We start from the raw sequence: 23035 nt of genomic DNA, 5'->3' as shown, positions 1-23035 counted from the left end.
CCATGGGAAAGATTACCGGCTTTATGGAATTTCAGCGTCTGCAGGAGGCCTCCGAGGCCCCGCAGAAGCGGCTGAAGAACTGGCGCGAATTCGTGCTGCACCTGACCGACGACCAAGCCAAGCAGCAGGCGGCGCGCTGCATGGACTGCGGCATTCCGTTCTGCAACAACGGCTGCCCGGTCAACAACATCATTCCGGACTGGAACGACCTGGTGTACCGGCAGGACTGGCGCCGTGCGCTGGACGTGCTGCACTCCACCAACAACTTCCCCGAGTTCACCGGCCGCATCTGCCCGGCGCCGTGTGAAGCCGCCTGTACCTTGAACATCAACAGCGACGCTGTCGGCATCAAGTCCATCGAACACGCGATCATCGACAAGGGCTGGGCCGAAGGCTGGGTCACACCGCTGTTGCCAGCCCGCAAGACCGGCAAGAAGGTCGCCGTCGTGGGCTCCGGCCCCGCCGGCATGGCCTGCGCGCAGCAGCTGGCACGCGCCGGCCACTCGGTGACCCTGTTCGAAAAGAGCGACCGCATCGGCGGCCTGCTGCGCTACGGCATCCCCGATTTCAAGCTGGAAAAGCACCAGATCGACCGCCGCATCTCGCAGATGGAAGCCGAAGGCGTGGAATTCGCGCCGTCGACCTACATCGGCAACCCGTCTGACCCGGTGGCCGACGGCCTGACCGTGCGCACCCCGCAATCGCTGCTGGCCGAATTCGACGCCGTGGTGATGAGCGGCGGCTCGGAAACGCCGCGCGACCTGCCGGTGCCGGGCCGTGAACTGTCGGGCGTGTATTTCGCCATGGACTTCCTGCGCCAGCAGAACAAGGCCGTGGCGGGCGACCGCCTCACCGACCAGACGCTGGCCAAGGGCAAGCATGTGGTGGTGATCGGTGGCGGCGACACCGGCTCCGACTGCGTGGGCACCAGCAACCGCCACGGCGCGGCCTCGGTCACGCAGTTCGAACTGATGCCCCAGCCGCCCGAGTCCGAGAACAAGACCATGACGTGGCCCTACTGGCCGCTGAAGATGCGCACGTCGTCCTCGCACGAGGAAGGCTGCGACCGCGACTGGTCGGTGACCACCAAGCTGCTCAAGGGCAGCAATGGCAAGGTCGAAAAGCTGGTCGGCGCCCGTGTCGAATGGTTCAAGGACGAGTCCACCGGCCAGATGAAGATGCGCGAGGTCGAAGGCTCGGAATTCGAGATCAAGGCCGACCTGGTGCTGCTGGCCATGGGCTTCGTGTCGCCGGTGCAGACGGTGCTGGACGCCTTCGGCGTGGACCGCGATGCGCGCGGCAACGTGCGCGCCAACACCGACGACTACCGCACCAACGTGGAAAAGGTCTTCACCGCCGGCGACATGCGCCGCGGCCAGTCCCTGGTGGTCTGGGCCATCCGCGAAGGCCGCCAGTGCGCCCGTTCCGTGGACGCCTATTTGATGGGATCGAGCGAACTGCCGCGCTGATTCCCGGCGCATGACGCCCTGATTTCGCCGCCTTGCGCACTGGATGCCAAGGCGGCGAAGTTTTTTCAGGCAACCGACATATTCGTTTCCGTAAGATGCGGCATCGAACCGCCGCCGCCCACGCCATGTCCACCGCCGACCCCGAACTTGCCGCCCCGCCGACGCTGCCGCAGATTTTCCGGGCCTTCACCAAGGTCGGCCTGACCAGCTTCGGCGGCGGCCTGAGCGGCTGGATGATGCGCGAATTCGTGCAGCACCGGCGCTGGATGTCGGAATCCGACTTTCTCAGCGGCCTGGCCCTGGCGCAGTCCTTTCCCGGCGTGAACGTGGTGAACCTGGCGATCTGGATCGGCTTCCGGCTGCGCGGCGGCCCCGGCGCATTGCTGGGCGGCCTGGGCATCACGGTGCCGCCGATGATCGTGGCGATCGGCGCGGCCGCGCTGTTCGCCAGCATGGCGCAATCGCAGGGGCTGCACGTCGCCATGGCCGGAGTCGCGGCCGCGGCGGTGGGCGTATCGCTGCAGACGGGCTTGCGGGCCGCGCGGCGCGCGCTGGTCGGATGGGTGCCCGCCGCGATCATGGGCGTGACGTTTGCCGCCATCTTCCTGCTGCGCCTGCCGCTACTGTGGGTGGTGGGCGCCATGGCGCCGCTGTCCATCGGCATCGCCTACAGCCGCCTGCGGCGCCAGGGGCGGCAGCCATGAACCTGACGATGCTGCACGATCTGTTCTCGGTCTTCACGCCGCTGTCGTTCCTGACGGTGGGCGGCGGCCAAAGCATCCTGCCCGATATCCACCGCCAGGCCGTGGACAGCTATGGCTGGATCAACGAATCGCAGTTCCTGGACTACTTTGCGCTGTCGCGCATCACCCCCGGTCCGGCCTCGCTGCTGGTGACGCTGATCGGCTGGCACGTGGGCGGATGGGGCGGCGCGATCGCGGCGTCGATCGCCATCTTCCTGCCCTGTTCGCTGCTGATCTATGCGCTGGCGCGGGTCTGGGCCCGCTACCGCCACGCCACCTGCGTGCGCGCCATCGAAGCCGGGCTGGTGCCGGTAGCCGCCGGCATGATCCTGGCGTCTTCCTGCACCGTGCTGCGCGCCGCCGAGGGCGGCGCCTGGGCCTGGGGCGTGGCCGCCGCGTCCACGCTGGCGCTGGTCTACACGCGGGTCAGCCCCTTTCTGATGCTGGGGCTCGGCGCCGCCATATTCCTGGCCGCGCTGGCCTGATTCTCCCCCTTGCGCTTGCTGTCTGCGCCGTCTGTTGTTGCAGTGCAGCCACGGCGGCCACGGCTTGCCCGCTGCGTTTGACGCATATCAACCGGCGCCGGCGCCGGGTCTGCGAACCTTTCCACTCACCCCAAGGAAAGATCGGAGAAGAAAATGTTTTCGCTGAATGGGCGTATCCGCGCCACCGCCATCGCCGGCCTGATCGCTGCCGGCGCGTTTGCCGCCCCCGCCCAGGCCCACGAAGCCGGCGACATCCTGTTCCGGGTGGGCGCCACGCAGGTCCGCCCTGCCTCGAACAACGGCACCGTGCTGGACGGCAGCGTCAAGCTGGACGCCAACAACAACGTGCGCCCCAGCTTCACGCTGGCCTACATGGCCACGCGCAACATCGGCATCGAACTGCTGGGCGCCTGGCCGTTCCAGCACGACGTGAGCGGCAGCGGCCTGGGCAAGATCGGCTCCAGCAAGCAATTGCCGCCCACGCTCAGCCTGCAATGGCACATCCTGCCTGACAGCATGATCCAGCCGTACATCGGCGTGGGCATCAACTACACCAAGTTCTTCGACACCAAGGCCGAAGGCGCCCTGAAGGGTTCGGACCTGAAGATGGGAGACTCGTGGGGTGTGGCCGCGCAACTGGGCGCGGACATCAAGATCAGCGAACGCTGGTTCATGAACGCCGACATCCGCTACATCGACATCAAGTCGAAGGTGAAGCTGAATGGCGAACACATCGGCACCGCGCGCATCGACCCGTGGGTGCTGACGATGGGCGTCGGCTACCGCTTCTGACGAACCCGCGCCGCCGCTACTGGCGGCGCTGCGCCAGCAGTTCCTGAAACGCCTGCAATGCAGGCGTTTCGTCTTCTGCGCGCCAGACCAGCTGCGTTTGCGCGCGGCCATGCGGGCCGGACAGCGGCGTTACGCGCAGCGATGATTCGCCCCCCAGCACCGCCAGCACCGAGCGCGGCACGATCGCCACGCCGGATCCCGCGGCCACGCAGGCCACGATGGCGTGATACGACGCGAATTCCATGACCTTGCCCGGCGCCACGCCCGCCTGGCCGAACCAGGATTCCAGGATGCGGCGGTACGAGCAGCCGGTGGCGAACGCGATCACGCTGCGGTCGCCGACGTCCTTGGGGCCGCGGATCTCGGGCCAGGCCAGCGGCGAGATCAGCGCCAGTTCTTCCTGGAAGGCCGCCATTTCGGCCAGCCCCTGCGCATCGAAAGGCTCGGCCACGAACGCGGCTTCGATCTCGTAGTTGCGCACCTTGGCCGCCAGCGCGCCCGACGTACCGGTGACCAGTTCGATGCGCACCTGCGGCCAGGCCGCGTGATAGGCCGCCAGGATCGGCGGCAGGCGCGCCGCGGCCGTGCTTTCCATGGTGCCGATGCGCAGCAACCCCTGCGGCGCACCGTCGCGCACCGCCGCCTGGGCTTCGTCGGACAGGCGCAGCAGCCGGTCGGCGTACGACAGCAGCACGCGCCCCTGGTCGGACAGCACCAGGCGCCGGTTCTGGCGCCGGAACAGCGGCGCGGCCAGCGAGGCTTCCAGCTGCTTCAGGCGCGTCGACACATTGGACTGCACCCGGTTCAGGTGGGCCGCGGCGCGCGCCACGCCGCCGTGGTCGGCTACCGCCTTGAAGATCTGCAACGCGTCCAAGTCTAAGTTTCTCATTTCAAGAACTCATGTTCTTAATAATTCACTATTCAGGATATTAGTACAGCCGTAGAGTGGGAGCTATGTCAATAGCCACCCACCCCGATTCCGTCCGCCCGCGCGGGGCCGCCTCCCTGGCCTGGCCCGCCGCGCTGGCGCTGGCCGCCGCCATGGGCATCGGCCGCTTCGCCTTCACGCCCGTCTGGCCCTTGATGGCCCAGGAAGCCGGCTTGTCGCTGGCGCAGGGCAGCTGGCTGGCGTCGGCCAACTATGCGGGCTATCTGCTGGGCGCGCTGACCGCGGCCGTGCGCCCGCCGCGGCACCCGCGCGCCATGCTGGCCGCCAGCCTGCTGGCCGTGGGCCTGTTGACCCTGGCCATGCCCGGATTCCACGGCGTGCTGGCCTGGAGCCTGCTGCGGCTGGCGGCCGGCTATGCCAGCGCCAGCGCATTCATCTGCATCGCCGCCGCGCGCCCCGTCGCTGCCTGCGATCCGCGCGGCCCGGCGGTCGCGGCCATCACCTACGCCGGCGTCGGCGCCGGCATCGCCCTGACAGGCCTGGCCTGCCTGGCCCTGATGGCCGCGGGCGCCGACGCCAACGGCAACTGGATCGTGCTGGGAGTCCTGACCCTGGCGCTGTCCGGTCTGGCCTGGCCGCGCCTGCAGCGCGCCGACGCCAAGGCCCGCCTGGACGCCGCCGCCGCGCCCGCCCGCCTGCCGCCGGGCATTGGCCGGCTGGCGCTGCACTACGGCATCTTCGGCGCCGGCTACATCATCCCCGCCACATTCCTGCCCGCCATGGCCCGCGAGATCATTCCCGATCCCGCCGTGTTCGGCTGGGCCTGGCCCCTGTTCGGCCTGGCCGCCGCGCTGTCCTGCCTGCTGGCGCCGCGCGTGGCGCAGGCGCGGGACGACAAGTCGGTGTGGCGCGGCGCGCAGGCCGTGATGGCCCTGGGCATGCTGGCCGTGGCGGTCTGGCACAACATTGCGGCGGTCATTGTTGCCGCGCTGCTGGTGGGCGGCACGTTCATGGTCATCACCCAGGCGGGCATGCTGACCGCCCAGCGGCTGGCCGGGCCGGCGGCGCCGCGGGCCGCGGCCGTCATGACGTCGGCGTTCGCGGCCGGCCAGATCCTGGGGCCGTTGCTGGCGTCCGGCGCGGCGCGCTTTGGCGCGGGCCTGCCGCAGGTGCTGGCGGGCGGCGCGGCGCTGCTGGCGCTGTCGGCCTGGCGCTTGGGAAATATCAGCACCGCCGGCAAGAACGCTGGGCATAATGCGATCGGTTCCCAGGAACCATCACATTAGAACGAGGAGTCACCCAGCATGAAATCGCTACGCCCCCTGGTCGCCGCCCTGGCGGCCTTCGCCGCCTTCAGCGGCCCCGCCCAGGCCCAGACCGCCGACTGGCCTGCCAAACCCATCACCATGATCGTGCCCTACGCCCCGGGCGGCTTTGCCGATACCCGCGTGCGCCTCCTGGCGCGCAAGCTGGGCGAATCGCTGGGCCAGCCGATCGTGGTGGAAAACAAGGCGGGCGCGGGCGGCGTCGTCGGCACCAACCTGATCGCCAAGGCGGCGCCGGACGGCTACACCATCGGCACCGGCAATCTGGCGCCGATGGCGGTCAACCCGTCGCTGATGAAGGAAATGCCGTACGACCCGGTCAAGGACCTGGCACCCGTCATCCTGATCGAGAACAGCCCGCTGGTGCTCAGCGTCAACAACGAGCTGCCGGTCAAGACGCTGGCCGACCTGATCGCCATGGCCAAGAAGCAGCCGGGCAAGCTGTCGTTCGGGTCGTCGGGCGTGGGCGGCGCGCACCACCTGTCCGGCGAAATGTTCCGCGAACAGGCCAAGATCGACATCGTGCATGTGCCGTACAAGGGCGGCAGCCTGGCCGCGACCGACCTGATGGGCGGTCATATCTCGATGATGTTCGAGATGGGCTATTCCGCCTTGCCGGCCATCCAGGGCAAGAAAATCCACCCCATCGCCGTGACCTCGGCCCAGCGCCTGGCGGTGCTGCCCGACGTGCCCACCATGGCCGAATCCGGCCTGCCGGGCTTCGAGTCGTATAACTGGCAGGGCATCGTCGCCCCCGCCGGCACCCCGGCGCCCATCATCGCCAAGCTCAACGCCGAGCTGAACCGCATCCTCAAGGAGGCCGACGTGCAGAAGGCCATCGCCGACACCGGCAGCCAGGCCGGCGGCGGCACGCCCGAGGAATTCGGCGCCTTCATCAAGAGCGAAACGGCCAAATGGGCCCACGTCATCAAGGCTGGAAACATCCAGCTCCAGTAAACCCAACCAGGAGTATTCCCATGCCATCCCGCCTTCTCGAACGGCTCAAGCTTGACCATCCCATCATCCAGGCGCCCATGGCCGGCGGCGCGACGACGGTGGAGCTGGTGTCCGAAGCCGCGAAGGCGGGCGTGCTGGGATCGCTTGGCGCGGCCTACCTGAGCCCCGAACAGATCGAAACCACGGCCGCCGCCATCCGCGAGCGGACCGGCCGGCCGTTCGCCATCAATCTGTTCGCCTCGGTGCCCGAACAGCCCTACGGCGGCAATGCCGACCGCATGCTGGACCTGCTGGCCCGCTACCACGCGCAGCTGGGCCTGCCGGCGCCGGCCGCCCCCGGTCCGCAAGCGGACCCGCTGCCCGGCCAGATCGAGGCCGTGCTGCGGGCGCGCCCGGCGGTGTTCAGCTTCACCTTCGGCCGCATGCCCGCCGACACCCTGGCGCGCTGCCGCGAACTGGGCATCCTGACGGTAGGCACCGCCACCACGGTGCGCGAGGCCGTGGCGCTGGAGCAGGACGGCGTGGACGCCATCGTGGCCCAGGGCGCCGAAGCCGGCGGCCACCGCGGCACCTTCCTGGACGAATTCGAGCATTCCCTGATCGGCACCATGGCGCTGGTGCCCCAGGTCGCCGATGCGGTGTCGGTGCCGGTCATCGCCTCGGGCGGCATCATGGACGGCCGCGGCATCGCCGCCGCCCTGGCCCTGGGCGCGGACGCCGCGCAGATGGGAACGGCCTTCCTGACCACCGACGAAGCCGGCATCGGCGACGCCTACAAGGCGGTGCTGCCCGCCTCGCGGGCCGAGCAGTCGCGGGTGACCCGGGCGTTTTCCGGCCGCCCGGCGCGCGGCATCGTCAATTCCTTCATGCGGGACGCCGACCAACTATCGGACGATATCCTGCCGTACCCCCTGCAGAATGCCCTGACCCGGCCCATGCGCACTGCCGGCGGCAAGGCCGGCAATGTCGCGGTTCTGTCCCTGTGGGCGGGCCAGGGTGCCCCGCTGGCGCGGCGCGAAAGCACGGCGGCGCTGATCGCCCGATTGGTGCACGAAACGGCCGCAGCCCGCGCCCGCGATTGACCTTCGGATGGCCAGGCCGCCGCCGCCGGAGGCCCGGCCATTGTTCCCCAGGGCGAAAACACTGTTCCACGGGCAGGCATATCGCACTGCGATGACAAATCGTCGGGCTACAATGGCCCCTCGCCGCTGGGTGCAACAGTCCGTCTTTTGTCCCCGGCATATGAGTAACAGGGCGCTTCCCGACGCAGCCTGTCTCGCTCGCGCCGGCTGGTTGACCGCCGCGCATGAGCGCGTCAGCAGGGCATCCGCCACCGAAACACCCGTTCGTTGCCCATGCCCGCTCAAACCAGCAGCTCCCCGGAATTCGCCCTGCGCCTGCAAGGCGTGGCGCTCGGCTACGGTGATTTCACCGTCTTGCGCGACATTTCCATGGAAGCGCGCCCGGGCCAGGTGGTCGCCATCATGGGCGGCTCCGGGTCCGGCAAGACCACGCTGCTGCGCGCGGCCACCGGCCAGCTCATCGCCCAGCAAGGCACCGTGCTGGCGTTCGGCCAGGACATCGCCCGCGCCACCGCCGCCGAACTGCAGGGCCTGCGCAAGCGCATGGGCGTGCTGTTCCAGCAGGGCGCGCTGTTCACCGACCTGAACGTCTTCGAAAACGTCGCGTTTCCGCTACGCGAACATACGCAGCTGTCCGAAGCCGACATCACCGCCCGCGTCCTGGACAAGCTGGACGCCGTGGGCCTGCGCGCCGCGGCCCACCTGAAGGTGGCTGAAATCTCCGGCGGCATGGCCCGCCGCGTGGCGCTGGCCCGCGCCGTGGTGCTGGAACCCGAACTCATTCTGTACGACGAACCCTTCGCCGGCCTGGACCCGATCTCGCTGGGCATCACCGCCCGCCTGATCCGCAGCCTGGCCGACCGCCTGGGCTGCGCGTCGGTGCTGATCACGCACGACGTGCACGAGTCCTTCGCCATCGCCGACCAGGTCTACCTGGTGGGGCAGGGCCAGCTCAAGGCCTCGGGCAGCCCCGACAGCCTGTCGGCCTCGCAGGACCCCTACGTCCAGCAATTCCTCAAGGGCGAACCCGACGGCCCCGTCGCATTCCAGTACCCCGAAACGCCGGCTTTCCAGAAATGGCTTTCGCAACAACAGGGGCGCCGCGCATGACCGAATCGAACAATGCCATCGGCGCGCTGGGCGGCTGGGTGCGCAACCGCATCACCGGCATCGGCGGCTTCACCCGTTTCTTCGGCGCCATGCTGGCGCGCAGCGGCATCGCGCTGTCGCGTCCGCGGCTGGTGTCGCAGCAAGTGCATTTCATCGGCAACTACTCGTTGCTGATCATCGCCGTGTCCGGCATGTTCGTGGGCTTCGTGCTGGGCCTGCAGGGCTACTACACGCTGAACCGCTACGGCGCCTCGGAATCGCTGGGCCTGCTGGTCGCGCTGTCGCTGGTGCGCGAGCTGGGCCCCGTGGTGACGGCGCTGCTGTTCGCCGGCCGCGCCGGCACCTCGCTGACCGCCGAAATTGGCCTGATGAAGGCCGGCGAGCAACTGTCCGCCATGGAAGTCATGGCCGTCGACCCCGTGCGCCGCGTCCTGGTGCCGCGCCTGTGGGGCGGCATCATCGCCATGCCGATCCTGGCCGCCGTGTTCTCCATGGTCGGCATCCTGGGCGGCTGGGTGGTGGGCGTGCTGATGATCGGCGTGGACGCCGGCGCCTTCTGGTCACAGATGCAGGGCGGCGTCGATGTCTGGAATGACGTCCTGAACGGCGTCATCAAAAGCCTGGTGTTCGGCGTCACGGTGACGCTGGTCGCGCTTTACGAAGGCTGGCAGGCCAAACCCACCCCCGAAGGCGTCGCCCGCGCCACCACCCGCACGGTCGTGGTGGGTTCGCTGGCGGTGCTGGGGCTGGACTTCCTGCTTACCGCCTTGATGTTTGGAAACTGATACGGATCGATCATGTCACGCGAAAAAACCGACTTCTGGGTAGGCCTGTTCGTCTTGCTGGGCGCGATCGCGCTGGGGTTCCTGGCGTTGCGCGCCGGCAACTTGAGCACCTTTTCTTTTGCGCCCACCTATACGCTGACGGCCAATTTCGATAACGTAGGCGGCCTCAAGGTCCGCGCGCCCGTGAAAAGCGCAGGGGTGGTGGTCGGCCGGATCGCCAATATTTCCTTTGACGACAAGACCTTCCAGGCCGTCGTGGCGATCAACCTGGAAACGGCCTACCAGTTCCCCAAGGACTCTTCCGCGGCCATTCTCACGTCGGGACTGCTGGGCGAACAGTACCTGGGCCTGACCCCGGGCAGCGAAGAAGACAACTTTGCCGACGGCGGCAAAATCCGCTATACCCAAAGCGCCGTCGTGCTGGAACAGCTGATCAGCAAGTTCCTGTACGGCTCGGCCGAGAAAGAAGGCTCGAACGCGGCTGCCGCCCCCGAAGCGAAAGCCCCGAATTGAAGACAATCCGCCTGGCGCGACGATTTCCGCGCCAGACGAGCACTGCAATAAGAATAGAACTCTGCTGATAGGGATGCCCTGATCATGAACAAGAAAGCTCTTTCCCGCATCGCCACTGTGGCCGCCGCTGGCGCGCTGATGGCGGGTTGCGCCGCCCCGCAGCATCCGGACCCGCGCGACCCCTGGGAAGGCTTCAACCGTGGCGTCTACAAATTCAACGACACCGTTGACCGCGCCGTCTTCAAGCCGGTGGCGCAGGCCTATACCTTCGTCACGCCGCAACCGGTGCGCAGCTGCGTCCACAACATCTTCAGCAACGTCGGCGATCTCTGGTCGGGCACCAACAGCTTCCTGCAGGGCCGTGGCCACGACTTCGTCAACACGCTCGGCCGCTTCCTGTTCAACACCACGATGGGTATTGGCGGCTGCTTTGACGTCGCCTCGGCCAACGGCGCCCGCAAGATCCCGAACGACTTCGGCACCACGCTGGGCGTGTGGGGCCTGGGCCAGGGCCCGTACCTGGTGCTGCCGTTCTTCGGTTCGTCCAGCGTGCGCGACGGCGTCGGCCTGATCGGCGACTGGCAAGGCCGCCAATACGGCTACATGGGCGTCAGCGCCATCGACAACGTGCCGCTGCGCAACTCGCTGTGGGGCCTGGAAGTCGTCGACACCCGCGCCAGCCTGCTCAACGCCACCGACACCATCGACCGCGTCGCGCTGGATCCGTACAGCTTCATCCGTGACGCCTACCTGCAGCGCCGCGCCGCCATGGTCAACGGCCAGCGCGTGGACGACGAATCCAGCCTGCCCAACTACGAAGACGACGAGGGCGAAGCCCCCGCCGCCAACAAGGACAAGGGCGCCGCCGCCCCGGCACCGAAGCCCGCAACCAAGTAAGCTGTTGGATTGCGTTATCAGTACAGCAAGGAGTTTTCATGCGGTTTTCTTTCTTTTCCCTGCTCCAGCGCCTGGCCTTGGCCAGCCTGGTGGGCCTGGCGGCCTCGGCCGCCGCGCAGGCGCAGCCCGACGCCAACGGCGCGCCCGACCAATTCGTGCTGGGCGTGGCCAATGAAGCCCTGGACGTCCTGAAGGCCGACGGCGCCGTCAAGGCGGGCAACACCGCCCGCATCAACCAGGTCGTCAACGAGCACATCCTGCCCTACGTCAACTTCCAGAAGACCACGCGCCTGGCCGCCGGCCGCTACTGGCGCCAGGCCACCGACGCGCAGAAAAAGGGCCTGGCCGATGCCTTCCGCGGCACGCTGGTGCGCACCTACAGCGGCGCGCTGACCCGCGTCACGTCCAGCACCAAGGTTTCGGCGCTGCCGTTCCGCGGCGACCCCAAGGCCGACGACGTGGTCGTGCGTACGCTCATCAGCCAGGCCAATGGCCAGCCCACCGGCGTGGACTACCGCCTGGAAAAAACGCCCCAGGGCTGGAAAATCTACGACATGAACGTCGAAGGCATCTGGCTGATCGAGAACTACCGCAACCAGTTCGCCCAGCAGATCAACCAGAACGGCATCGACGGCCTGATCCAGGCCCTGAACCAGCGCAACCAGTAAGCGCTTTCCCGGTTGCCTGCCGGCCCGGCGCGCCCTTGCGGCCCGCCGGGCCTGTTATTTTGGGGACGTATCTTCGCCCATGCCCTACGGTTGCCGGGGCTATCAGCGCCCCGCAAGGCGGGCCGCTTATATAATGATCAATTCGCTCTTTTCCGGGCAACCTCCCCGCCGTCATGTCTGCCGTTAGTCTAGAAAACGTCTCCAAAATCTACTCGCCGCGCCGCAGCGGCTGGGGCAAGCTCACCGGGCGTGCCCCTGGCGCCGGCTTCCAGGCGCTGGACAACGTCAGCCTGAACATCGAGCACGGCGAATTCTTCGGCCTGCTCGGCCCCAATGGCGCGGGCAAGACCACGCTGATCTCCATCCTGGCCGGACTGGCGCGCGCCAGCGCCGGCCGCGCCACCGTCTGTGGCTACGACGTCGTGGCCGACTACAAGTCGGCGCGGCGAGCCCTGGGCGTGGTGCCGCAAGAGCTGGTCTACGACCCGTTCTTCACGGTGCGCGAAACGCTGCGCATCCAGTCAGGCTATTTCGGCCTGCGCAAGAACGACGACTGGATCGACGAAATCCTCTTCAACCTGGGGCTGGCCGACAAGGCCAACTCGAACATGCGCGCGCTGTCCGGCGGCATGAAGCGCCGCGTGCTGGTGGCGCAGGCGCTGGTGCACCGCCCGCCCGTGATCGTGCTGGACGAACCCACCGCGGGCGTCGACGTCGACCTGCGCCGCACCCTGTGGGAATTCATCTCGCGCCTGAACAAGGCCGGCCACACCATCATGCTGACCACCCACTACCTGGAAGAAGCGGAAGCCCTGTGCGGCCGCATCGCCATGCTCAAGGGCGGCCACATTGTCGCGCTGGACACCACCCAGGCCCTCCTGGCTCGCGTGGGCGGCGTCGACCTCGAAGACGCCTTCGTGCGCATCATGCACCAGGACGACAAGCCCGCCCCGCAACCCGAAGAGATGCCGCAATGACCCAGCCCGCCGCCAACGCCAGCCAGCCGCTGGTGCAGCCCCGACTGGACGCGGGATCAGGCTTTCCGACCCTGCTGCGCAAGGAATTGCTGCGCTTCTGGAAGGTCAGCTTCCAGACCATCGCCGCGCCCGTCATCACCGCGCTGCTGTACCTGCTGGTGTTCGCCCACGTGCTGGAAGGGCGCGTCATGGTGTACGGCAGCGTGCCCTACACTGCGTTCCTGATCCCGGGGCTCATGATGATGAGCATGCTGCAGAACGCCTTCGCCAACCCGTCCTCGTCGCTGATCCAGAGCCGCATCACCGGCAACCTGGTGTTCATGCTGCTGCCGCCGCTGTCGCACCGCGACATCTTCGCCGCCTATGTGCTGGCGGCCGTGGTGCGCGGCCTGGCCGTGGGCCTGTGCGTGTGGGTCGTGGCGCTGTTCTTCGTGTCGCTGGTGCCCGCCAATCCGCTGTGGCTGCTGGTGTTCGCGGTGCTGGCCTGCGGCATCATGGGCGTGCTGGGCCTGATCGCCGGCCTGTGGTCCGAGAAATTCGACCAGTTGGCGGCCTTCCAGAACTTCCTGATCATGCCCGCCACCTTCCTGTCGGGCGTGTTCTATTCCATCCATACGCTCCCCGCCTTCTGGCAGGGCGTGTCCCACTGGAACCCCATTTTCTACACCATCGACGGCTTCCGCTACGGATTCTTCTCGGTGTCGGACGTCTCCCCCTGGCGCAGCCTGGCGGTGGTGACGGGGGTGTTCCTCGCACTGTCGATCTATGCGCTGCGGCTTCTGGCCAGCGGCTACAAACTCAGGAACTGACGTCCATGCTTCCCACTCCCGCGCAAGTCCGCCAATACATCGCGGACGGCCTGCCCTGTGAACATCTCGACGTGCAAGGCGACGGCTCGCATTTCGACGCGGTCATCGTCAGCGCCGCCTTCGAGGGCAAGCGCCTGATCCAGCGTCATCAACTGGTCTACGCCGCCCTGGGCGACCGCATGAAAGCCGAGATCCACGCCCTGTCGATGCGCACCCTGACCCCCGCCGAGTACACGCAGGCGGGCAAGTAACCATGGACAAGCTACGCATTACCGGCGGCGCGCAACTGCGCGGCGAAGTCACCATCTCCGGCGCCAAGAACTCGGCCCTGCCGATCCTGTGCGCCGGGCTGCTCACGGCCGACGCGCTGTCCCTGTCGAACGTGCCGCACCTGAATGACACCGCCACCATGCTGCGCCTGCTGGGCCGCATGGGCGTGCGCGCCGAGCGCGCCGCCGACGGCATGGTCACGCTGCAGGCCGACCGGGTCGACAACCTGGAAGCCCCGTACGACCTGGTCAAGACCATGCGCGCGTCGATCCTGGTGCTGGGCCCGCTGGTGGCGCGCTTCGGCGAAGCCCGCGTCAGCCTGCCCGGCGGCTGCACCATCGGCCAGCGGCCGGTGGACCAGCACATCAAGGGCCTGGCCGCGCTGGGCGCCGACATCAGCATCGAACACGGCTTCGTGGTCGCGCGCGCCAAGCGCCTGAAGGGCGCCTCGGTCCGCACCGACATGGTCACCGTCACCGGCACCGAGAACCTGCTGATGGCCGCCGTGCTGGCCGAAGGCCAGACCGTGCTGGAAAACGCCGCGCGCGAGCCCGAAGTGGTAGACCTGGCCGAGCTGCTCATCAAGATGGGCGCCCGCATCCAGGGCCACGGCACCGACCGCATCGTGATCGACGGCGTCGAACGCCTGCACGGCGCCGAGCACCGCGTCATTTCCGACCGCATCGAGGCCGGCACCTTCCTGTGCGCGGTTGGCGCGGCCGGCGGCGACATCCTCCTGAAGAACACCGACGCCGGCATCCTGGGCGCCACGCTGGACAAGCTGAGCGAAGCGGGCCTGACCATCGAAACCGGTCCCGACTGGATCCGCGGCGCCATGTCCGCGCGCCCCAAGGCCGTGGGCTTTCGCACCCATGAGTACCCGGGCTTCGCCACCGACATGCAGGCCCAGCTCATGACCCTGAACACCGTGGCCGACGGCACCAGCGTCATCGTCGAGAACATCTTCGAAAACCGCTACATGCACGTGCAGGAACTGCGCCGCATGGGCGCCGACATCGACATCGACGGCCACACCGCCATCGTGCGCGGCATCGATCGCCTGTCGGGCGCCACCGTCATGGCAACCGACCTGCGGGCCTCGGCCAGCCTGGTCATCGCCGGCCTGGCCGCCGACGGCGAAACCGTGGTCGACCGCATCTATCACCTGGACCGCGGCTACGACCGGATGGAAGTCAAGCTGCGCGCCCTGGGCGCCAACATTCAACGCGCAACCGGCAAGGAATCGGCATGAGCAATGCCCAACTCGCGCCCCTGACCCTGGCTCTGTCCAAGGGGCGAATCTTCGAAGAAACCATGCCCTTGCTGGCGGAAGCCGGCATCGAAGTGCCTGAAAACCCCGAAAGCTCGCGCAAGCTGATCCTGCCCACGAGCGACCCCGGCCTGCGCCTGATCATCGTGCGCGCCTCCGACGTGCCCACCTACGTGCAGTACGGCGCGGCCGACCTGGGCATCGCCGGCAAGGACGTGCTGATCGAGCATGCCGCCGAGCAACCCGGCGGCCTGTACCAGCCGATCGACCTGAACATCGCCAAGTGCCGCCTGGCCGTGGCCGTGCGCAACGGCTTTGACTACCAGGCCGCGGTGCACCAGGGCGCGCGGCTGCGCGTGGCCACCAAGTACGTGCAGTCAGCCCGTGAACACTTTGCGTCCAAGGGTGTGTACGTGGACATCATCAAGCTGTATGGTTCGATGGAACTGGCGCCGCTGGTGGGCCTGGCCGACTGCATCGTGGACCTGGTGTCCACCGGCGGCACGCTGCGCGCCAACGACCTGGTCGCCGTTGAAGACATCATGCCGATCTCCTCGCGCCTGATCGTCAACCAGGCCGCCCTGAAGACCCGCGGCGACCGCCTGCAACCGCTGCTGGACGCCTTCGAAAGAGCCGCCAGCCGCAACGCCTGATCCCCGCCCGCCGCGCTTCGCGCGGCGGCCGCCACCTGCTTGAACCATGACGCCATGGCCCTGATCAATCGTCTCGACTCCCGCGATCCCGGATTCCAATCCGCCCTGACCAAACTGCTGGCCTTCGAAGCCACCGAGGACGAGTCCATCGACCGCGCCGCGGCCGGCATCCTGGCCGATGTGCGCACGCGCGGCGACGCGGCGCTGGTGGAATACACCCAGCGCTTTGACCGCATGCCCGGCGCCACGGCGGCCACGCTCGAAATCCCCAAGGCCGAATGGCATGCGGCCCTGGCCGCGCTGCCCGCGGCCCAACGCCACGCGCTGGAAGCCGCCGCCGAGCGGGTGCGCAGCTACCACCAGCGCCAACGCGCCGAAACCTGGACCTACACCGACGCCGAAGGCACCATGCTGGGCCAGCAGGTCACGCCGCTGGACCGCGTCGGCCTGTACGTGCCGGGCGGCAAGGCCGCCTATCCGTCGTCGGTGCTGATGAACGCCATTCCGGCCAAGGTCGCGGGCGTCGAAGAACTGATCATGGTCACGCCCACGCCCGACGGCGTGCGCAACCCCATCGTGCTGGCCGCGGCCGCCATCGGCGGCGTCGACCGCGTGTTCGCCATCGGCGGCGCGCAGGCCGTCGGCGCGCTGGCCTACGGCACCGCCACCGTGCCCGCCGTGGACAAGATCGTCGGCCCGGGCAACGCCTACGTGGCCGCCGCCAAGCGCCGCGTGTTCGGCGTGGTCGGCATCGACATGATCGCTGGCCCCAGCGAAATCCTGGTCATCTGTGACGGCAAGACGCCGGCCGACTGGATCGCCATGGACCTGTTCTCGCAGGCCGAGCACGACGAACTGGCCCAATCCATCCTGCTGTGCCCCGACGCCGGCTTCATCGCCGAGGTCGAGGCCGCCATTGCGCGCCTGCTGCCGACCATGCCGCGCGCCGACATCCTGCGCGTCAGCCTGGCCAACCGCGGTGCGCTGATCCAGGTCCGCGACCTGGACGAGGCCTGCCGCATCGCCAACGACATCGCCCCGGAACACCTGGAAATCTCCACCGAGCAGCCCGAAACCTGGACCGCCAGGATCCGCCACGCCGGCGCGATCTTCATGGGCCGTTTCAGCTCGGAAGCCCTGGGCGACTACTGCGCCGGCCCGAACCACGTGCTGCCCACCTCGCGCACGGCCCGCTTCTCGTCGCCGCTGGGCGTCTACGACTTCCAGAAACGTTCCAGCCTGATCCAGGTCTCGCACCAGGGCGCCCAGACGCTGGGCCGCATCGCGGCCGAGCTGGCGCTGGGCGAAGGCCTGCAAGCGCACGCCGCCAGCGCCCAGTACCGGATCGACAAGCCATGAGCGCCGTCGCCGGCCGCATCGCCGGCACCGTCCGGCCCGATATCCTCGCGCTGGCCGCCTACCCGGTAGCGCACGCCGAAGGCTGCATCAAGCTGGACGCCATGGAATGCCCGTACGAGCTGCCCGAGGCGGTTCGCGACGATCTGGCCCGCACGCTGCGCGACACACCGCTGAACCGCTACCCGGCGGCCGACCTGTCCGAGCTGCAAGCGGCGGTCAAGACGGCCTTCGGCGTGCCGGCCAGCGCCGACGTGCTGTTCGGCAACGGCTCGGACGAACTCATCCACATCGCGGTGCAGGCCTGCTGCAACCCCGGTGACGTGGTGCTCTCGCCCTGGCCGTCGTTCGTGTATTTCGACATGGCGGCCCGTTTCGACCACGCCCGCTTTGTCGGCGTGCCGCTGGCCAGCGATCTGTCCCTGGATCTTCCCGCCATGCTGGCCGCCATCCGCGAACACCAGCCCAAGGTGGTGTTCCTGGCCGTGCCCAACAACCCCACCGGCGGCGCCTGGTCCGACGCGGACATCGCCGCCATCATCGCTGCGGCGCCCGGCCTGGTGGTGGTGGACGAGGCCTACCAGCCATTCACCGACCGCAGCTGGATGCCACAGGTGCTGGCCGCGCCGAATGTGGTGGTGATGCGCACCGTGTCCAAGATCGGCCTGGCGGGCCTGCGTTTCGGCTACCTGGCGGGACACCCCGGCTGGATCGCCGAGCTCAACAAGGTGCGTCCGCCCTACAACCTGGACGTGCTGACCCAGGCCGCGCTGCTGACGGTGCTGCGGCACAAATCCGTGCTGGACGAACAGGCCGCGCGCCTGCGCGCCGACCGCGAGCCGCTGGCCGCCGCCCTGGCCGCGCTGCCGGGCGTCAGGGTATTCCCTTCCGCCGCCAACTTCGTACTCGCCCGCTTTTCCGGCAAGCTGGACGGCAACGCCGTGCATCTTGCCCTGAAAACGCGCAAAATATTGGTTCGTAACTTCTCCAATGCCCATCCGCTCCTGGCCGACTGCCTCCGCATCTCGGTGGGCACCCCGGCCGAGAACGCCGCTTTGCTATCGGCACTGCAAGACATCCTGAGTGCCTAATCGAGTTCTGACATGCGTACCGCAGAGATCACCCGCAACACCAACGAAACCCGCATCCGCGTGGTCATCAACCTGGATGGCACCGGCAAGCAGACGATCGACACGGGCGTGCCCTTCCTGGACCACATGCTGGACCAGATCGCGCGCCACGGCCTGATCGACCTCGACATCAAAGCCGAGGGCGACCTGCACATCGATGCGCATCACACGGTGGAAGACGTGGGCATCACCCTGGGCATGGCCCTCGCCAAGGCGGTGGGCACCAAGGCCGGGCTGCGCCGCTACGGCCACGCCTACGTGCCGCTGGACGAAGCGCTGTCGCGCGTGGTGGTGGACTTTTCCGGCCGTCCCGGCCTGGAATACCACATCCCCTTCACGCGTTCGCACATCGGCGCGTTCGACGTCGACCTGACCCGCGAATTCTTCCAGGGCCTGGTCAACCACGCCCTGATCACGATGCACATCGACAACCTGCGTGGCACCAACGCCCACCACCAGTGCGAAACGGTCTTCAAAGCCTGTGGCCGCGCGCTGCGCATGGCCGTCGAAGTCGACCCGCGCATGGGCGACATCGTGCCGTCCACCAAGGGCGTGCTGTAACGTCCGCGACCTCCCGCCACGCACCAGGTAAACCGAAGTGACCACTATCGCCATCGTCGACTACGGAATGGGCAACTTCCATTCCGTCGCGCGCGCGCTCAAGTACGCCGCCCCCGACGCGGACATCCGCATCTGCAGCCAGCCCCAGGACATCGACGCGGCCGACCGCGTGGTGTTTCCCGGGCAGGGCGCCATGGCGGACTGCATGCGCACCCTGAACGAATCCGGCCTGCGCGAAGCGGTCGTCAAAGCCGCGCGCAGCAAGCCGCTGCTGGGCGTCTGCGTCGGCGAACAGATGCTGTTCGACGCAAGCGAAGAAGGCGGCACCTCCTGCCTGGGCCTGTTCCCCGGCGTGGTGCGCCGCTTTTCCGGCCCGCGCTTTGCCGACCCGGTCCCGGCCGACGACGAAGCCTGCCTGGCCGACACCGGCGCCGCAGGCCTGGCCGACGGCCGCGCCGAGCGCCTCAAAGTCCCGCACATGGGATGGAACAAAGTCCGCCAGACGCGCTCTCACCCTATCTGGGCCGGCATTCCGGACGACACGCATTTCTATTTCGTCCACAGTTATTACGCCGACCCGGCCGATGCCAGCCTGACCGTTGGTGAAACCGATTACGGCGTGTCCTTTACCTGCGCGGTAGCGGCAGCTAACATTTTCGCGGTGCAGTTCCACCCGGAAAAGAGCGCCGAGCACGGTTTGCGCCTGTATCGCAATTTTGTAGACTGGCAGCCGTAGGCCGCTTCGGCCCACGCGCTCCAGCCCATTCAACCTATATTTTCTCGCTGCCCACCATGCTGCTGATCCCCGCCATCGATCTCAAAGACGGACGCTGCGTGCGTCTGCGCCAGGGCGACCTGGACGATGCAACGGTGTTCTCCGAAGACCCTGCCTCCATGGCCACCCGCTGGCTCGATCAAGGCGCCCGCCGCCTGCATCTGGTCGACCTGAACGGCGCCGTCGCCGGCAAGCCGAAGAACGAAGCACCCATCAAGGCCATCCTGGACGCCGTCGGCGACGACATTCCCGTCCAGATCGGCGGCGGTATCCGCGACCTCGACACCATCGAACGCTATCTCGACGCCGGCATCTCCTACGTCATCATCGGCACCGCCGCGGTCAAGAACCCGGGCTTCCTGCAGGACGCCTGCGGCGCCTTCCCGGGCCAGATCATCGTCGGCCTGGATGCCCGCGACGGCAAGATCGCCACCGATGGCTGGAGCAAGCTGACCCGCCACGACGTGCTGGACCTGGCCAAGAAGTTCGAAGACTACGGCTGCGAAGCCATCATCTACACCGACATCGGCCGCGACGGCATGCTGTCGGGCGTCAACGTCGAAGCTACCGTGCGCCTGGCGCAGCACGTGCGCATCCCCGTGTACGCCTCGGGCGGCATCGCCGGCATCCAGGACATCGAAGCGCTGTGCGCCGTCGAGGAAGAGGGCGTCGAAGGCGCCATCCTGGGCCGCAGCATCTACGAAGGCACGCTCGACTTCCAAGCGGCCCAGGCCCGCGCCGACGAATTGGCAAAATGACCACTCCCTGCAGGTCCCCCGAGGCCGGCGCGCCCCAGAGCGCGCTGACCCGCCGCATCATCCCCTGCCTTGACGTCACCGCCGGCCGCGTCGTCAAGGGCGTCAACTTCGTTAACCTGCTCGACGCGGGCGACCCCGTCGAGATCGCCCGCCGTTACGACGAGCAGGGCGCCGACGAGCTCACGTTCCTGGACATCACCGCCACCAGCGACGGCCGCGACCTGATCCTGCCGATCATCGAACAGGTCGCCTCGCAGGTCTTCATCCCGCTGACCGTGGGCGGCGGCGTGCGCCAGGTATCCGACATCCAGCGCCTGCTCAATGCCGGCGCCGACAAGATCAGCATCAACAGCGCCGCCGTGGCCAATCCGGAACTGGTTCGCGCCGCGGCCGACTACCACGGCTCGCAGTGCGTGGTGGTTGCCATCGACGCGCGCCGGGTCTCCGCGCCTGGCGAAGCTCCGCGCTGGGAAGTCTTCACCCATGGCGGCCGCAAGGCCACCGGGCTGGACGCCGTGGCCTGGGCCCGCCGCATGGCCGCCTATGGCGCCGGCGAAATCCTGCTCACCAGCATGGACCGCGACGGCACCAAGTCGGGCTTCGACCTGGAACTGACCCGCAGCGTCTCGGACGCCGTGCCGGTGCCCGTCATCGCCTCCGGCGGCGTGGGCAACCTGCAGCATCTGGCCGACGGCGTCACCACCGGCCGGGCCAGCGCGGTGCTGGCGGCGAGCATTTTCCACTTCGGCCAGCACACGGTCGGCGAATGCAAGCGCTTCATGGCCGAGCAGGGCATTGAAGTGAGGTTATAGAAATGAGCAACGAACCCAGCTGGATGGCCGACGTCGTCTTCGACGAAAACGGCCTGATCCCCGCCATCGCGCAAGACGCCGACAATGGCCAGATCATGATGGTGGCCTGGATGAACCGCGAATCGCTGGCCGAAACCGCCGCCACCGGCCGCGCGGTGTACTGGTCGCGTTCGCGCCAGCGCCTGTGGCGCAAGGGCGAGGAATCCGGCCACGTCCAGCAGGTGCATGAATTGCGCCTGGACTGCGATGGCGACGTGGTGCTGCTCAAGGTGCACCAGGAAGGCGGCATCGCCTGCCACACGGGACGCGCCAGCTGCTTCTACCGCCGCCTGGAAGGGCAGACGGACCAGGCTGCCTGGGTTACCGTCGACCCGGTCCTGAAAGACCCCGAACTGATCTACAAATGACCGACACGCCCCTTAGCGCCCACGACATCCTGGCCCGCATCGCCGACACCCTGGAAACCCGCCGCCCCGAAAACGGCGGCGATCCCAAGGCGTCGTATGCGGCCAAGCTGCTGTCCAAGGGCCCGGATGCCTTCCTGAAAAAGATCGGCGAAGAGGCCACCGAACTGGTCATGGCCGCCAAGGACGGCGTCCCCGACCGCATCGTCAGCGAAACCGCCGACCTGTGGTTTCATTGCCTGGTCGCGCTGACGCACTTCAACCTGCGACCCGATGACGTGCTGGCCGAGCTGGCCCGCCGCGAGGGCCTGTCGGGCCTGGCCGAAAAGGCCAGCCGTCCCCAAGACTGACACGGAACCCGGAAAAATGAGCGCCAACTGTCTTTTCTGCAAAATCGCCGCTGGCGAGATCCCGTCCAAGAAGGTCTACGAGGACGAGGACTTTGTTGCATTCCACGATATCAATCCGGCCGCGCCGGTGCATTTGCTGCTCATCCCTCGACGTCATGTCACATCCATGCAGGATATTACGGGCGAGGACGCAGGTTGGTTGGGTAGAATGATGTCATTGGCTCCGCGGCTTGCCGCAGAAAACGGTTGCCGTCCGGGCCCTGATGGCGGATTTCGCATCATGATCAACTCTGGCGTCGAAGGCGGCCAGGAAGTCCCGCATCTGCATTTCCACATCATCGGCGGCTCGCGACCCTGGAAAGGGCGCGTGGCCCCCACCGCGTAATACGGAGAACCGTCATGGGTAGCTTTAGCATTTGGCATTGGTTGGTCGTTCTGGTCATCGTCGCGCTGATTTTCGGCACCAAGAAACTGCGCAACATCGGCTCGGACCTCGGCGGCGCCGTCAAGGGTTTCAAAGAAGGCATGAAAGACGCCAACAGCGACAAGCCGGCCGAACCGATCGCGCAACAACGCGTGGCCGGCGACACCATCGATGTGCAGGCCAAGGAAAAGTCCAACTCCTGAGCGCCTGCTCGCCCCCCGGGCCCGGCCTGAACCGGCCGGCCCTTCCTGCCTCAATTCCCGAGCGGCCGTCGAATGTTTGATGTCAGCCTCACTGAACTGATGGTGATCGGCGTCGTCGCGCTGATCGTCATCGGCCCCGAACGCCTGCCCAAGGTCGCCCGCACGGTCGGCCACTTGCTGGGCCGCGCGCAGCGTTACGTCAACGACGTGAAATCCGATATCCAGCGCGAAATCGAGCTGGACGAGCTGCGCAAGTTCAAGAGCGAAATGGAAGACGCCGCCCAAGGCGTGCAACAGTCGCTGAACGATACCCACGCCGCGCTGCAGGAACCCGTGCAGCAATTCCGCGCCGAACTCGACGAGGTCGCCCGCGAAGCCAGCGGCAAGCCCGCCGCAGACGCCGCGACCACGCCGACCGAGCCGCTGATGCAACCGCTGGCAGGCCAGGCCGCCGCGACGTCACCGGCCACGGCGGCAGCTTTGGCAAGCCCTGAAGCGCCCGCAGCAGGTGCGCCTGCCGCCCCCGATGCGCCGCGCACCATTGCGCCGCCCAGCCCCAATCTGAGCC

General features: G+C 67.7%; 29 protein-coding genes. 28 read left to right on the top strand and 1 reads right to left on the bottom strand.

Annotated elements, in window-relative coordinates; all coding sequences use genetic code 11:
- The first annotated feature begins 2 nt into the window (after window positions 1-2).
- From A9974_RS08765 to A9974_RS08750, 4 genes are all read left to right on the top strand, one after another.
- Window positions 3-1469: a glutamate synthase subunit beta gene (locus A9974_RS08765; RefSeq protein ID WP_183003721.1), complete on the top strand. Its 1467-nt coding sequence runs from the start codon at window positions 3-5 to the stop codon at window positions 1467-1469.
- A 95-nt stretch (window positions 1470-1564) separates the two neighbouring features.
- Window positions 1565-2173, top strand: a complete 609-nt coding sequence (locus A9974_RS08760) for a chromate transporter (RefSeq protein ID WP_255468101.1) — start codon at window positions 1565-1567, stop codon at window positions 2171-2173.
- Window positions 2170-2697, top strand: coding sequence for a chromate transporter (locus A9974_RS08755; RefSeq protein ID WP_183003720.1), 528 nt, complete (start codon window positions 2170-2172; stop codon window positions 2695-2697). The genes A9974_RS08760 and A9974_RS08755 overlap by 4 nt, the downstream gene beginning before the upstream one ends.
- Before the next feature lie 153 nt (window positions 2698-2850).
- Window positions 2851-3489 (top strand): OmpW family protein, encoded by a 639-nt coding sequence (locus A9974_RS08750; protein WP_183003719.1) that lies wholly within the window; start codon window positions 2851-2853, stop codon window positions 3487-3489.
- A 16-nt stretch (window positions 3490-3505) separates the two neighbouring features.
- On the opposite strand, the gene A9974_RS08745 is transcribed toward A9974_RS08750, so the two are convergent.
- The gene (locus A9974_RS08745) at window positions 3506-4378 is read right to left on the bottom strand and encodes a LysR family transcriptional regulator (RefSeq protein WP_183003718.1); all 873 of its coding nucleotides are present in this window, start codon (window positions 4376-4378) and stop codon (window positions 3506-3508) included.
- Between the two features lie 65 nt (window positions 4379-4443).
- Here A9974_RS08745 and A9974_RS08740 point away from each other — a divergent pair, with 65 nt between their 5' ends.
- The 24 genes from A9974_RS08740 to tatB all read left to right on the top strand — a co-directional run.
- Window positions 4444-5664, top strand: a complete 1221-nt coding sequence (locus A9974_RS08740) for a YbfB/YjiJ family MFS transporter (RefSeq protein WP_183003717.1) — start codon at window positions 4444-4446, stop codon at window positions 5662-5664.
- A gap of 18 nt (window positions 5665-5682) precedes the next feature.
- Window positions 5683-6660, top strand: a complete 978-nt coding sequence (locus A9974_RS08735) for a tripartite tricarboxylate transporter substrate binding protein (RefSeq protein WP_183003716.1) — start codon at window positions 5683-5685, stop codon at window positions 6658-6660.
- 20 nt (window positions 6661-6680) lie between these two features.
- Window positions 6681-7742: a nitronate monooxygenase family protein gene (locus A9974_RS08730; protein WP_183003715.1), complete on the top strand. Its 1062-nt coding sequence runs from the start codon at window positions 6681-6683 to the stop codon at window positions 7740-7742.
- A 273-nt stretch (window positions 7743-8015) separates the two neighbouring features.
- Window positions 8016-8852 (top strand): ABC transporter ATP-binding protein, encoded by an 837-nt coding sequence (locus tag A9974_RS08725; protein ID WP_183003714.1) that lies wholly within the window; start codon window positions 8016-8018, stop codon window positions 8850-8852.
- Window positions 8849-9637, top strand: coding sequence for a lipid asymmetry maintenance ABC transporter permease subunit MlaE (gene mlaE / locus A9974_RS08720; RefSeq protein WP_183003713.1), 789 nt, complete (start codon window positions 8849-8851; stop codon window positions 9635-9637). Before A9974_RS08725 ends, mlaE begins: the two co-directional genes overlap by 4 nt.
- A gap of 12 nt (window positions 9638-9649) precedes the next feature.
- Complete coding sequence (gene mlaD, locus A9974_RS08715) at window positions 9650-10150, top strand: outer membrane lipid asymmetry maintenance protein MlaD (protein ID WP_183003712.1); 501 nt, start codon at window positions 9650-9652, stop codon at window positions 10148-10150.
- Between the two features lie 84 nt (window positions 10151-10234).
- Complete coding sequence (locus A9974_RS08710; RefSeq protein ID WP_183003711.1) at window positions 10235-11047, top strand: VacJ family lipoprotein; 813 nt, start codon at window positions 10235-10237, stop codon at window positions 11045-11047.
- A 38-nt stretch (window positions 11048-11085) separates the two neighbouring features.
- Window positions 11086-11715: a phospholipid-binding protein MlaC gene (locus A9974_RS08705; protein ID WP_183003710.1), complete on the top strand. Its 630-nt coding sequence runs from the start codon at window positions 11086-11088 to the stop codon at window positions 11713-11715.
- A 173-nt stretch (window positions 11716-11888) separates the two neighbouring features.
- Entirely contained in the window at window positions 11889-12692 is an 804-nt protein-coding gene (locus A9974_RS08700; RefSeq protein ID WP_183003709.1) for an ABC transporter ATP-binding protein, read from the top strand.
- Window positions 12689-13501, top strand: coding sequence for an ABC transporter permease (locus A9974_RS08695; RefSeq protein ID WP_006392336.1), 813 nt, complete (start codon window positions 12689-12691; stop codon window positions 13499-13501). Before A9974_RS08700 ends, A9974_RS08695 begins: the two co-directional genes overlap by 4 nt.
- 5 nt (window positions 13502-13506) lie before the next feature.
- On the top strand, window positions 13507-13752 hold the full coding sequence (locus tag A9974_RS08690; RefSeq protein ID WP_054503732.1) for a BolA family protein: 246 nt from the start codon (window positions 13507-13509) through the stop codon (window positions 13750-13752).
- A 2-nt stretch (window positions 13753-13754) separates the two neighbouring features.
- Window positions 13755-15023, top strand: a complete 1269-nt coding sequence (murA, locus tag A9974_RS08685; protein ID WP_183003708.1) for a UDP-N-acetylglucosamine 1-carboxyvinyltransferase — start codon at window positions 13755-13757, stop codon at window positions 15021-15023.
- Window positions 15020-15694: an ATP phosphoribosyltransferase gene (gene hisG / locus A9974_RS08680; RefSeq protein WP_183003707.1), complete on the top strand. Its 675-nt coding sequence runs from the start codon at window positions 15020-15022 to the stop codon at window positions 15692-15694. Before murA ends, hisG begins: the two co-directional genes overlap by 4 nt.
- 54 nt (window positions 15695-15748) lie before the next feature.
- On the top strand, window positions 15749-17053 hold the full coding sequence (gene hisD, locus A9974_RS08675) for a histidinol dehydrogenase (RefSeq protein WP_183003706.1): 1305 nt from the start codon (window positions 15749-15751) through the stop codon (window positions 17051-17053).
- Entirely contained in the window at window positions 17050-18141 is a 1092-nt protein-coding gene (hisC, locus tag A9974_RS08670; protein WP_183003705.1) for a histidinol-phosphate transaminase, read from the top strand. Before hisD ends, hisC begins: the two co-directional genes overlap by 4 nt.
- Window positions 18142-18153: 12 nt before the next feature.
- Window positions 18154-18741 (top strand): imidazoleglycerol-phosphate dehydratase HisB, encoded by a 588-nt coding sequence (gene hisB / locus A9974_RS08665; protein WP_183003704.1) that lies wholly within the window; start codon window positions 18154-18156, stop codon window positions 18739-18741.
- Window positions 18742-18778: 37 nt separating this feature from the next.
- Window positions 18779-19477: an imidazole glycerol phosphate synthase subunit HisH gene (hisH, locus tag A9974_RS08660; protein ID WP_183003703.1), complete on the top strand. Its 699-nt coding sequence runs from the start codon at window positions 18779-18781 to the stop codon at window positions 19475-19477.
- 56 nt (window positions 19478-19533) lie between these two features.
- A complete protein-coding gene (gene hisA / locus A9974_RS08655; protein ID WP_183003702.1) occupies window positions 19534-20274 on the top strand; it encodes a 1-(5-phosphoribosyl)-5-[(5-phosphoribosylamino)methylideneamino]imidazole-4-carboxamide isomerase in 741 nt (246 codons plus the stop codon).
- A complete protein-coding gene (gene hisF, locus A9974_RS08650; RefSeq protein ID WP_183003701.1) occupies window positions 20271-21086 on the top strand; it encodes an imidazole glycerol phosphate synthase subunit HisF in 816 nt (271 codons plus the stop codon). The genes hisA and hisF overlap by 4 nt, the downstream gene beginning before the upstream one ends.
- A gap of 2 nt (window positions 21087-21088) precedes the next feature.
- Window positions 21089-21493 carry a phosphoribosyl-AMP cyclohydrolase gene (gene hisI, locus A9974_RS08645; protein WP_025139940.1) on the top strand — a complete coding sequence of 135 codons (405 nt, stop codon included), beginning with the start codon at window positions 21089-21091 and terminating at the stop codon, window positions 21491-21493.
- Window positions 21490-21840 (top strand): phosphoribosyl-ATP diphosphatase, encoded by a 351-nt coding sequence (locus tag A9974_RS08640; RefSeq protein WP_175218739.1) that lies wholly within the window; start codon window positions 21490-21492, stop codon window positions 21838-21840. Before hisI ends, A9974_RS08640 begins: the two co-directional genes overlap by 4 nt.
- Before the next feature lie 16 nt (window positions 21841-21856).
- On the top strand, window positions 21857-22225 hold the full coding sequence (locus tag A9974_RS08635) for a histidine triad nucleotide-binding protein (protein WP_025139942.1): 369 nt from the start codon (window positions 21857-21859) through the stop codon (window positions 22223-22225).
- Window positions 22226-22239: 14 nt separating this feature from the next.
- Window positions 22240-22467: a Sec-independent protein translocase subunit TatA gene (gene tatA, locus A9974_RS08630; RefSeq protein WP_049070561.1), complete on the top strand. Its 228-nt coding sequence runs from the start codon at window positions 22240-22242 to the stop codon at window positions 22465-22467.
- A gap of 72 nt (window positions 22468-22539) precedes the next feature.
- The coding region (gene tatB, locus A9974_RS29440) for a Sec-independent protein translocase protein TatB (protein WP_255468100.1) at window positions 22540-23035 on the top strand (496 nt) is incomplete at its 3' end.

This window comes from Achromobacter sp. UMC71 (assembly GCF_014170305.1).
Classification (GTDB): domain Bacteria; phylum Pseudomonadota; class Gammaproteobacteria; order Burkholderiales; family Burkholderiaceae_B; genus Achromobacter.
This window is presented reverse-complemented; position numbering and strand designations above follow the sequence as displayed.

Excerpts from the sequence above, each read along its gene's own strand:
- A9974_RS08765 (WP_183003721.1), top strand. The coding sequence starts at position 3 with ATGGGAAAGATTACCGGCTTTATGGAATTTCAGCGTCTGCAGGAGGCC.
- A9974_RS08760 (WP_255468101.1), top strand. The coding sequence starts at position 1,565 with ATGCGGCATCGAACCGCCGCCGCCCACGCCATGTCCACCGCCGACCCC.
- A9974_RS08755 (WP_183003720.1), top strand. The coding sequence starts at position 2,170 with ATGAACCTGACGATGCTGCACGATCTGTTCTCGGTCTTCACGCCGCTG.
- A9974_RS08750 (WP_183003719.1), top strand. The coding sequence starts at position 2,851 with ATGTTTTCGCTGAATGGGCGTATCCGCGCCACCGCCATCGCCGGCCTG.
- A9974_RS08745 (WP_183003718.1), bottom strand. The coding sequence starts at position 4,378 with ATGAGAAACTTAGACTTGGACGCGTTGCAGATCTTCAAGGCGGTAGCC.
- A9974_RS08740 (WP_183003717.1), top strand. The coding sequence starts at position 4,444 with ATGTCAATAGCCACCCACCCCGATTCCGTCCGCCCGCGCGGGGCCGCC.
- A9974_RS08735 (WP_183003716.1), top strand. The coding sequence starts at position 5,683 with ATGAAATCGCTACGCCCCCTGGTCGCCGCCCTGGCGGCCTTCGCCGCC.
- A9974_RS08730 (WP_183003715.1), top strand. The coding sequence starts at position 6,681 with ATGCCATCCCGCCTTCTCGAACGGCTCAAGCTTGACCATCCCATCATC.
- A9974_RS08725 (WP_183003714.1), top strand. The coding sequence starts at position 8,016 with ATGCCCGCTCAAACCAGCAGCTCCCCGGAATTCGCCCTGCGCCTGCAA.
- mlaE (WP_183003713.1), top strand. The coding sequence starts at position 8,849 with ATGACCGAATCGAACAATGCCATCGGCGCGCTGGGCGGCTGGGTGCGC.
- mlaD (WP_183003712.1), top strand. The coding sequence starts at position 9,650 with ATGTCACGCGAAAAAACCGACTTCTGGGTAGGCCTGTTCGTCTTGCTG.
- A9974_RS08710 (WP_183003711.1), top strand. The coding sequence starts at position 10,235 with ATGAACAAGAAAGCTCTTTCCCGCATCGCCACTGTGGCCGCCGCTGGC.
- A9974_RS08705 (WP_183003710.1), top strand. The coding sequence starts at position 11,086 with ATGCGGTTTTCTTTCTTTTCCCTGCTCCAGCGCCTGGCCTTGGCCAGC.
- A9974_RS08700 (WP_183003709.1), top strand. The coding sequence starts at position 11,889 with ATGTCTGCCGTTAGTCTAGAAAACGTCTCCAAAATCTACTCGCCGCGC.
- A9974_RS08695 (WP_006392336.1), top strand. The coding sequence starts at position 12,689 with ATGACCCAGCCCGCCGCCAACGCCAGCCAGCCGCTGGTGCAGCCCCGA.
- A9974_RS08690 (WP_054503732.1), top strand. The coding sequence starts at position 13,507 with ATGCTTCCCACTCCCGCGCAAGTCCGCCAATACATCGCGGACGGCCTG.
- murA (WP_183003708.1), top strand. The coding sequence starts at position 13,755 with ATGGACAAGCTACGCATTACCGGCGGCGCGCAACTGCGCGGCGAAGTC.
- hisG (WP_183003707.1), top strand. The coding sequence starts at position 15,020 with ATGAGCAATGCCCAACTCGCGCCCCTGACCCTGGCTCTGTCCAAGGGG.
- hisD (WP_183003706.1), top strand. The coding sequence starts at position 15,749 with ATGGCCCTGATCAATCGTCTCGACTCCCGCGATCCCGGATTCCAATCC.
- hisC (WP_183003705.1), top strand. The coding sequence starts at position 17,050 with ATGAGCGCCGTCGCCGGCCGCATCGCCGGCACCGTCCGGCCCGATATC.
- hisB (WP_183003704.1), top strand. The coding sequence starts at position 18,154 with ATGCGTACCGCAGAGATCACCCGCAACACCAACGAAACCCGCATCCGC.
- hisA (WP_183003702.1), top strand. The coding sequence starts at position 19,534 with ATGCTGCTGATCCCCGCCATCGATCTCAAAGACGGACGCTGCGTGCGT.
- hisF (WP_183003701.1), top strand. The coding sequence starts at position 20,271 with ATGACCACTCCCTGCAGGTCCCCCGAGGCCGGCGCGCCCCAGAGCGCG.
- hisI (WP_025139940.1), top strand. The coding sequence starts at position 21,089 with ATGAGCAACGAACCCAGCTGGATGGCCGACGTCGTCTTCGACGAAAAC.
- A9974_RS08640 (WP_175218739.1), top strand. The coding sequence starts at position 21,490 with ATGACCGACACGCCCCTTAGCGCCCACGACATCCTGGCCCGCATCGCC.
- A9974_RS08635 (WP_025139942.1), top strand. The coding sequence starts at position 21,857 with ATGAGCGCCAACTGTCTTTTCTGCAAAATCGCCGCTGGCGAGATCCCG.
- tatA (WP_049070561.1), top strand. The coding sequence starts at position 22,240 with ATGGGTAGCTTTAGCATTTGGCATTGGTTGGTCGTTCTGGTCATCGTC.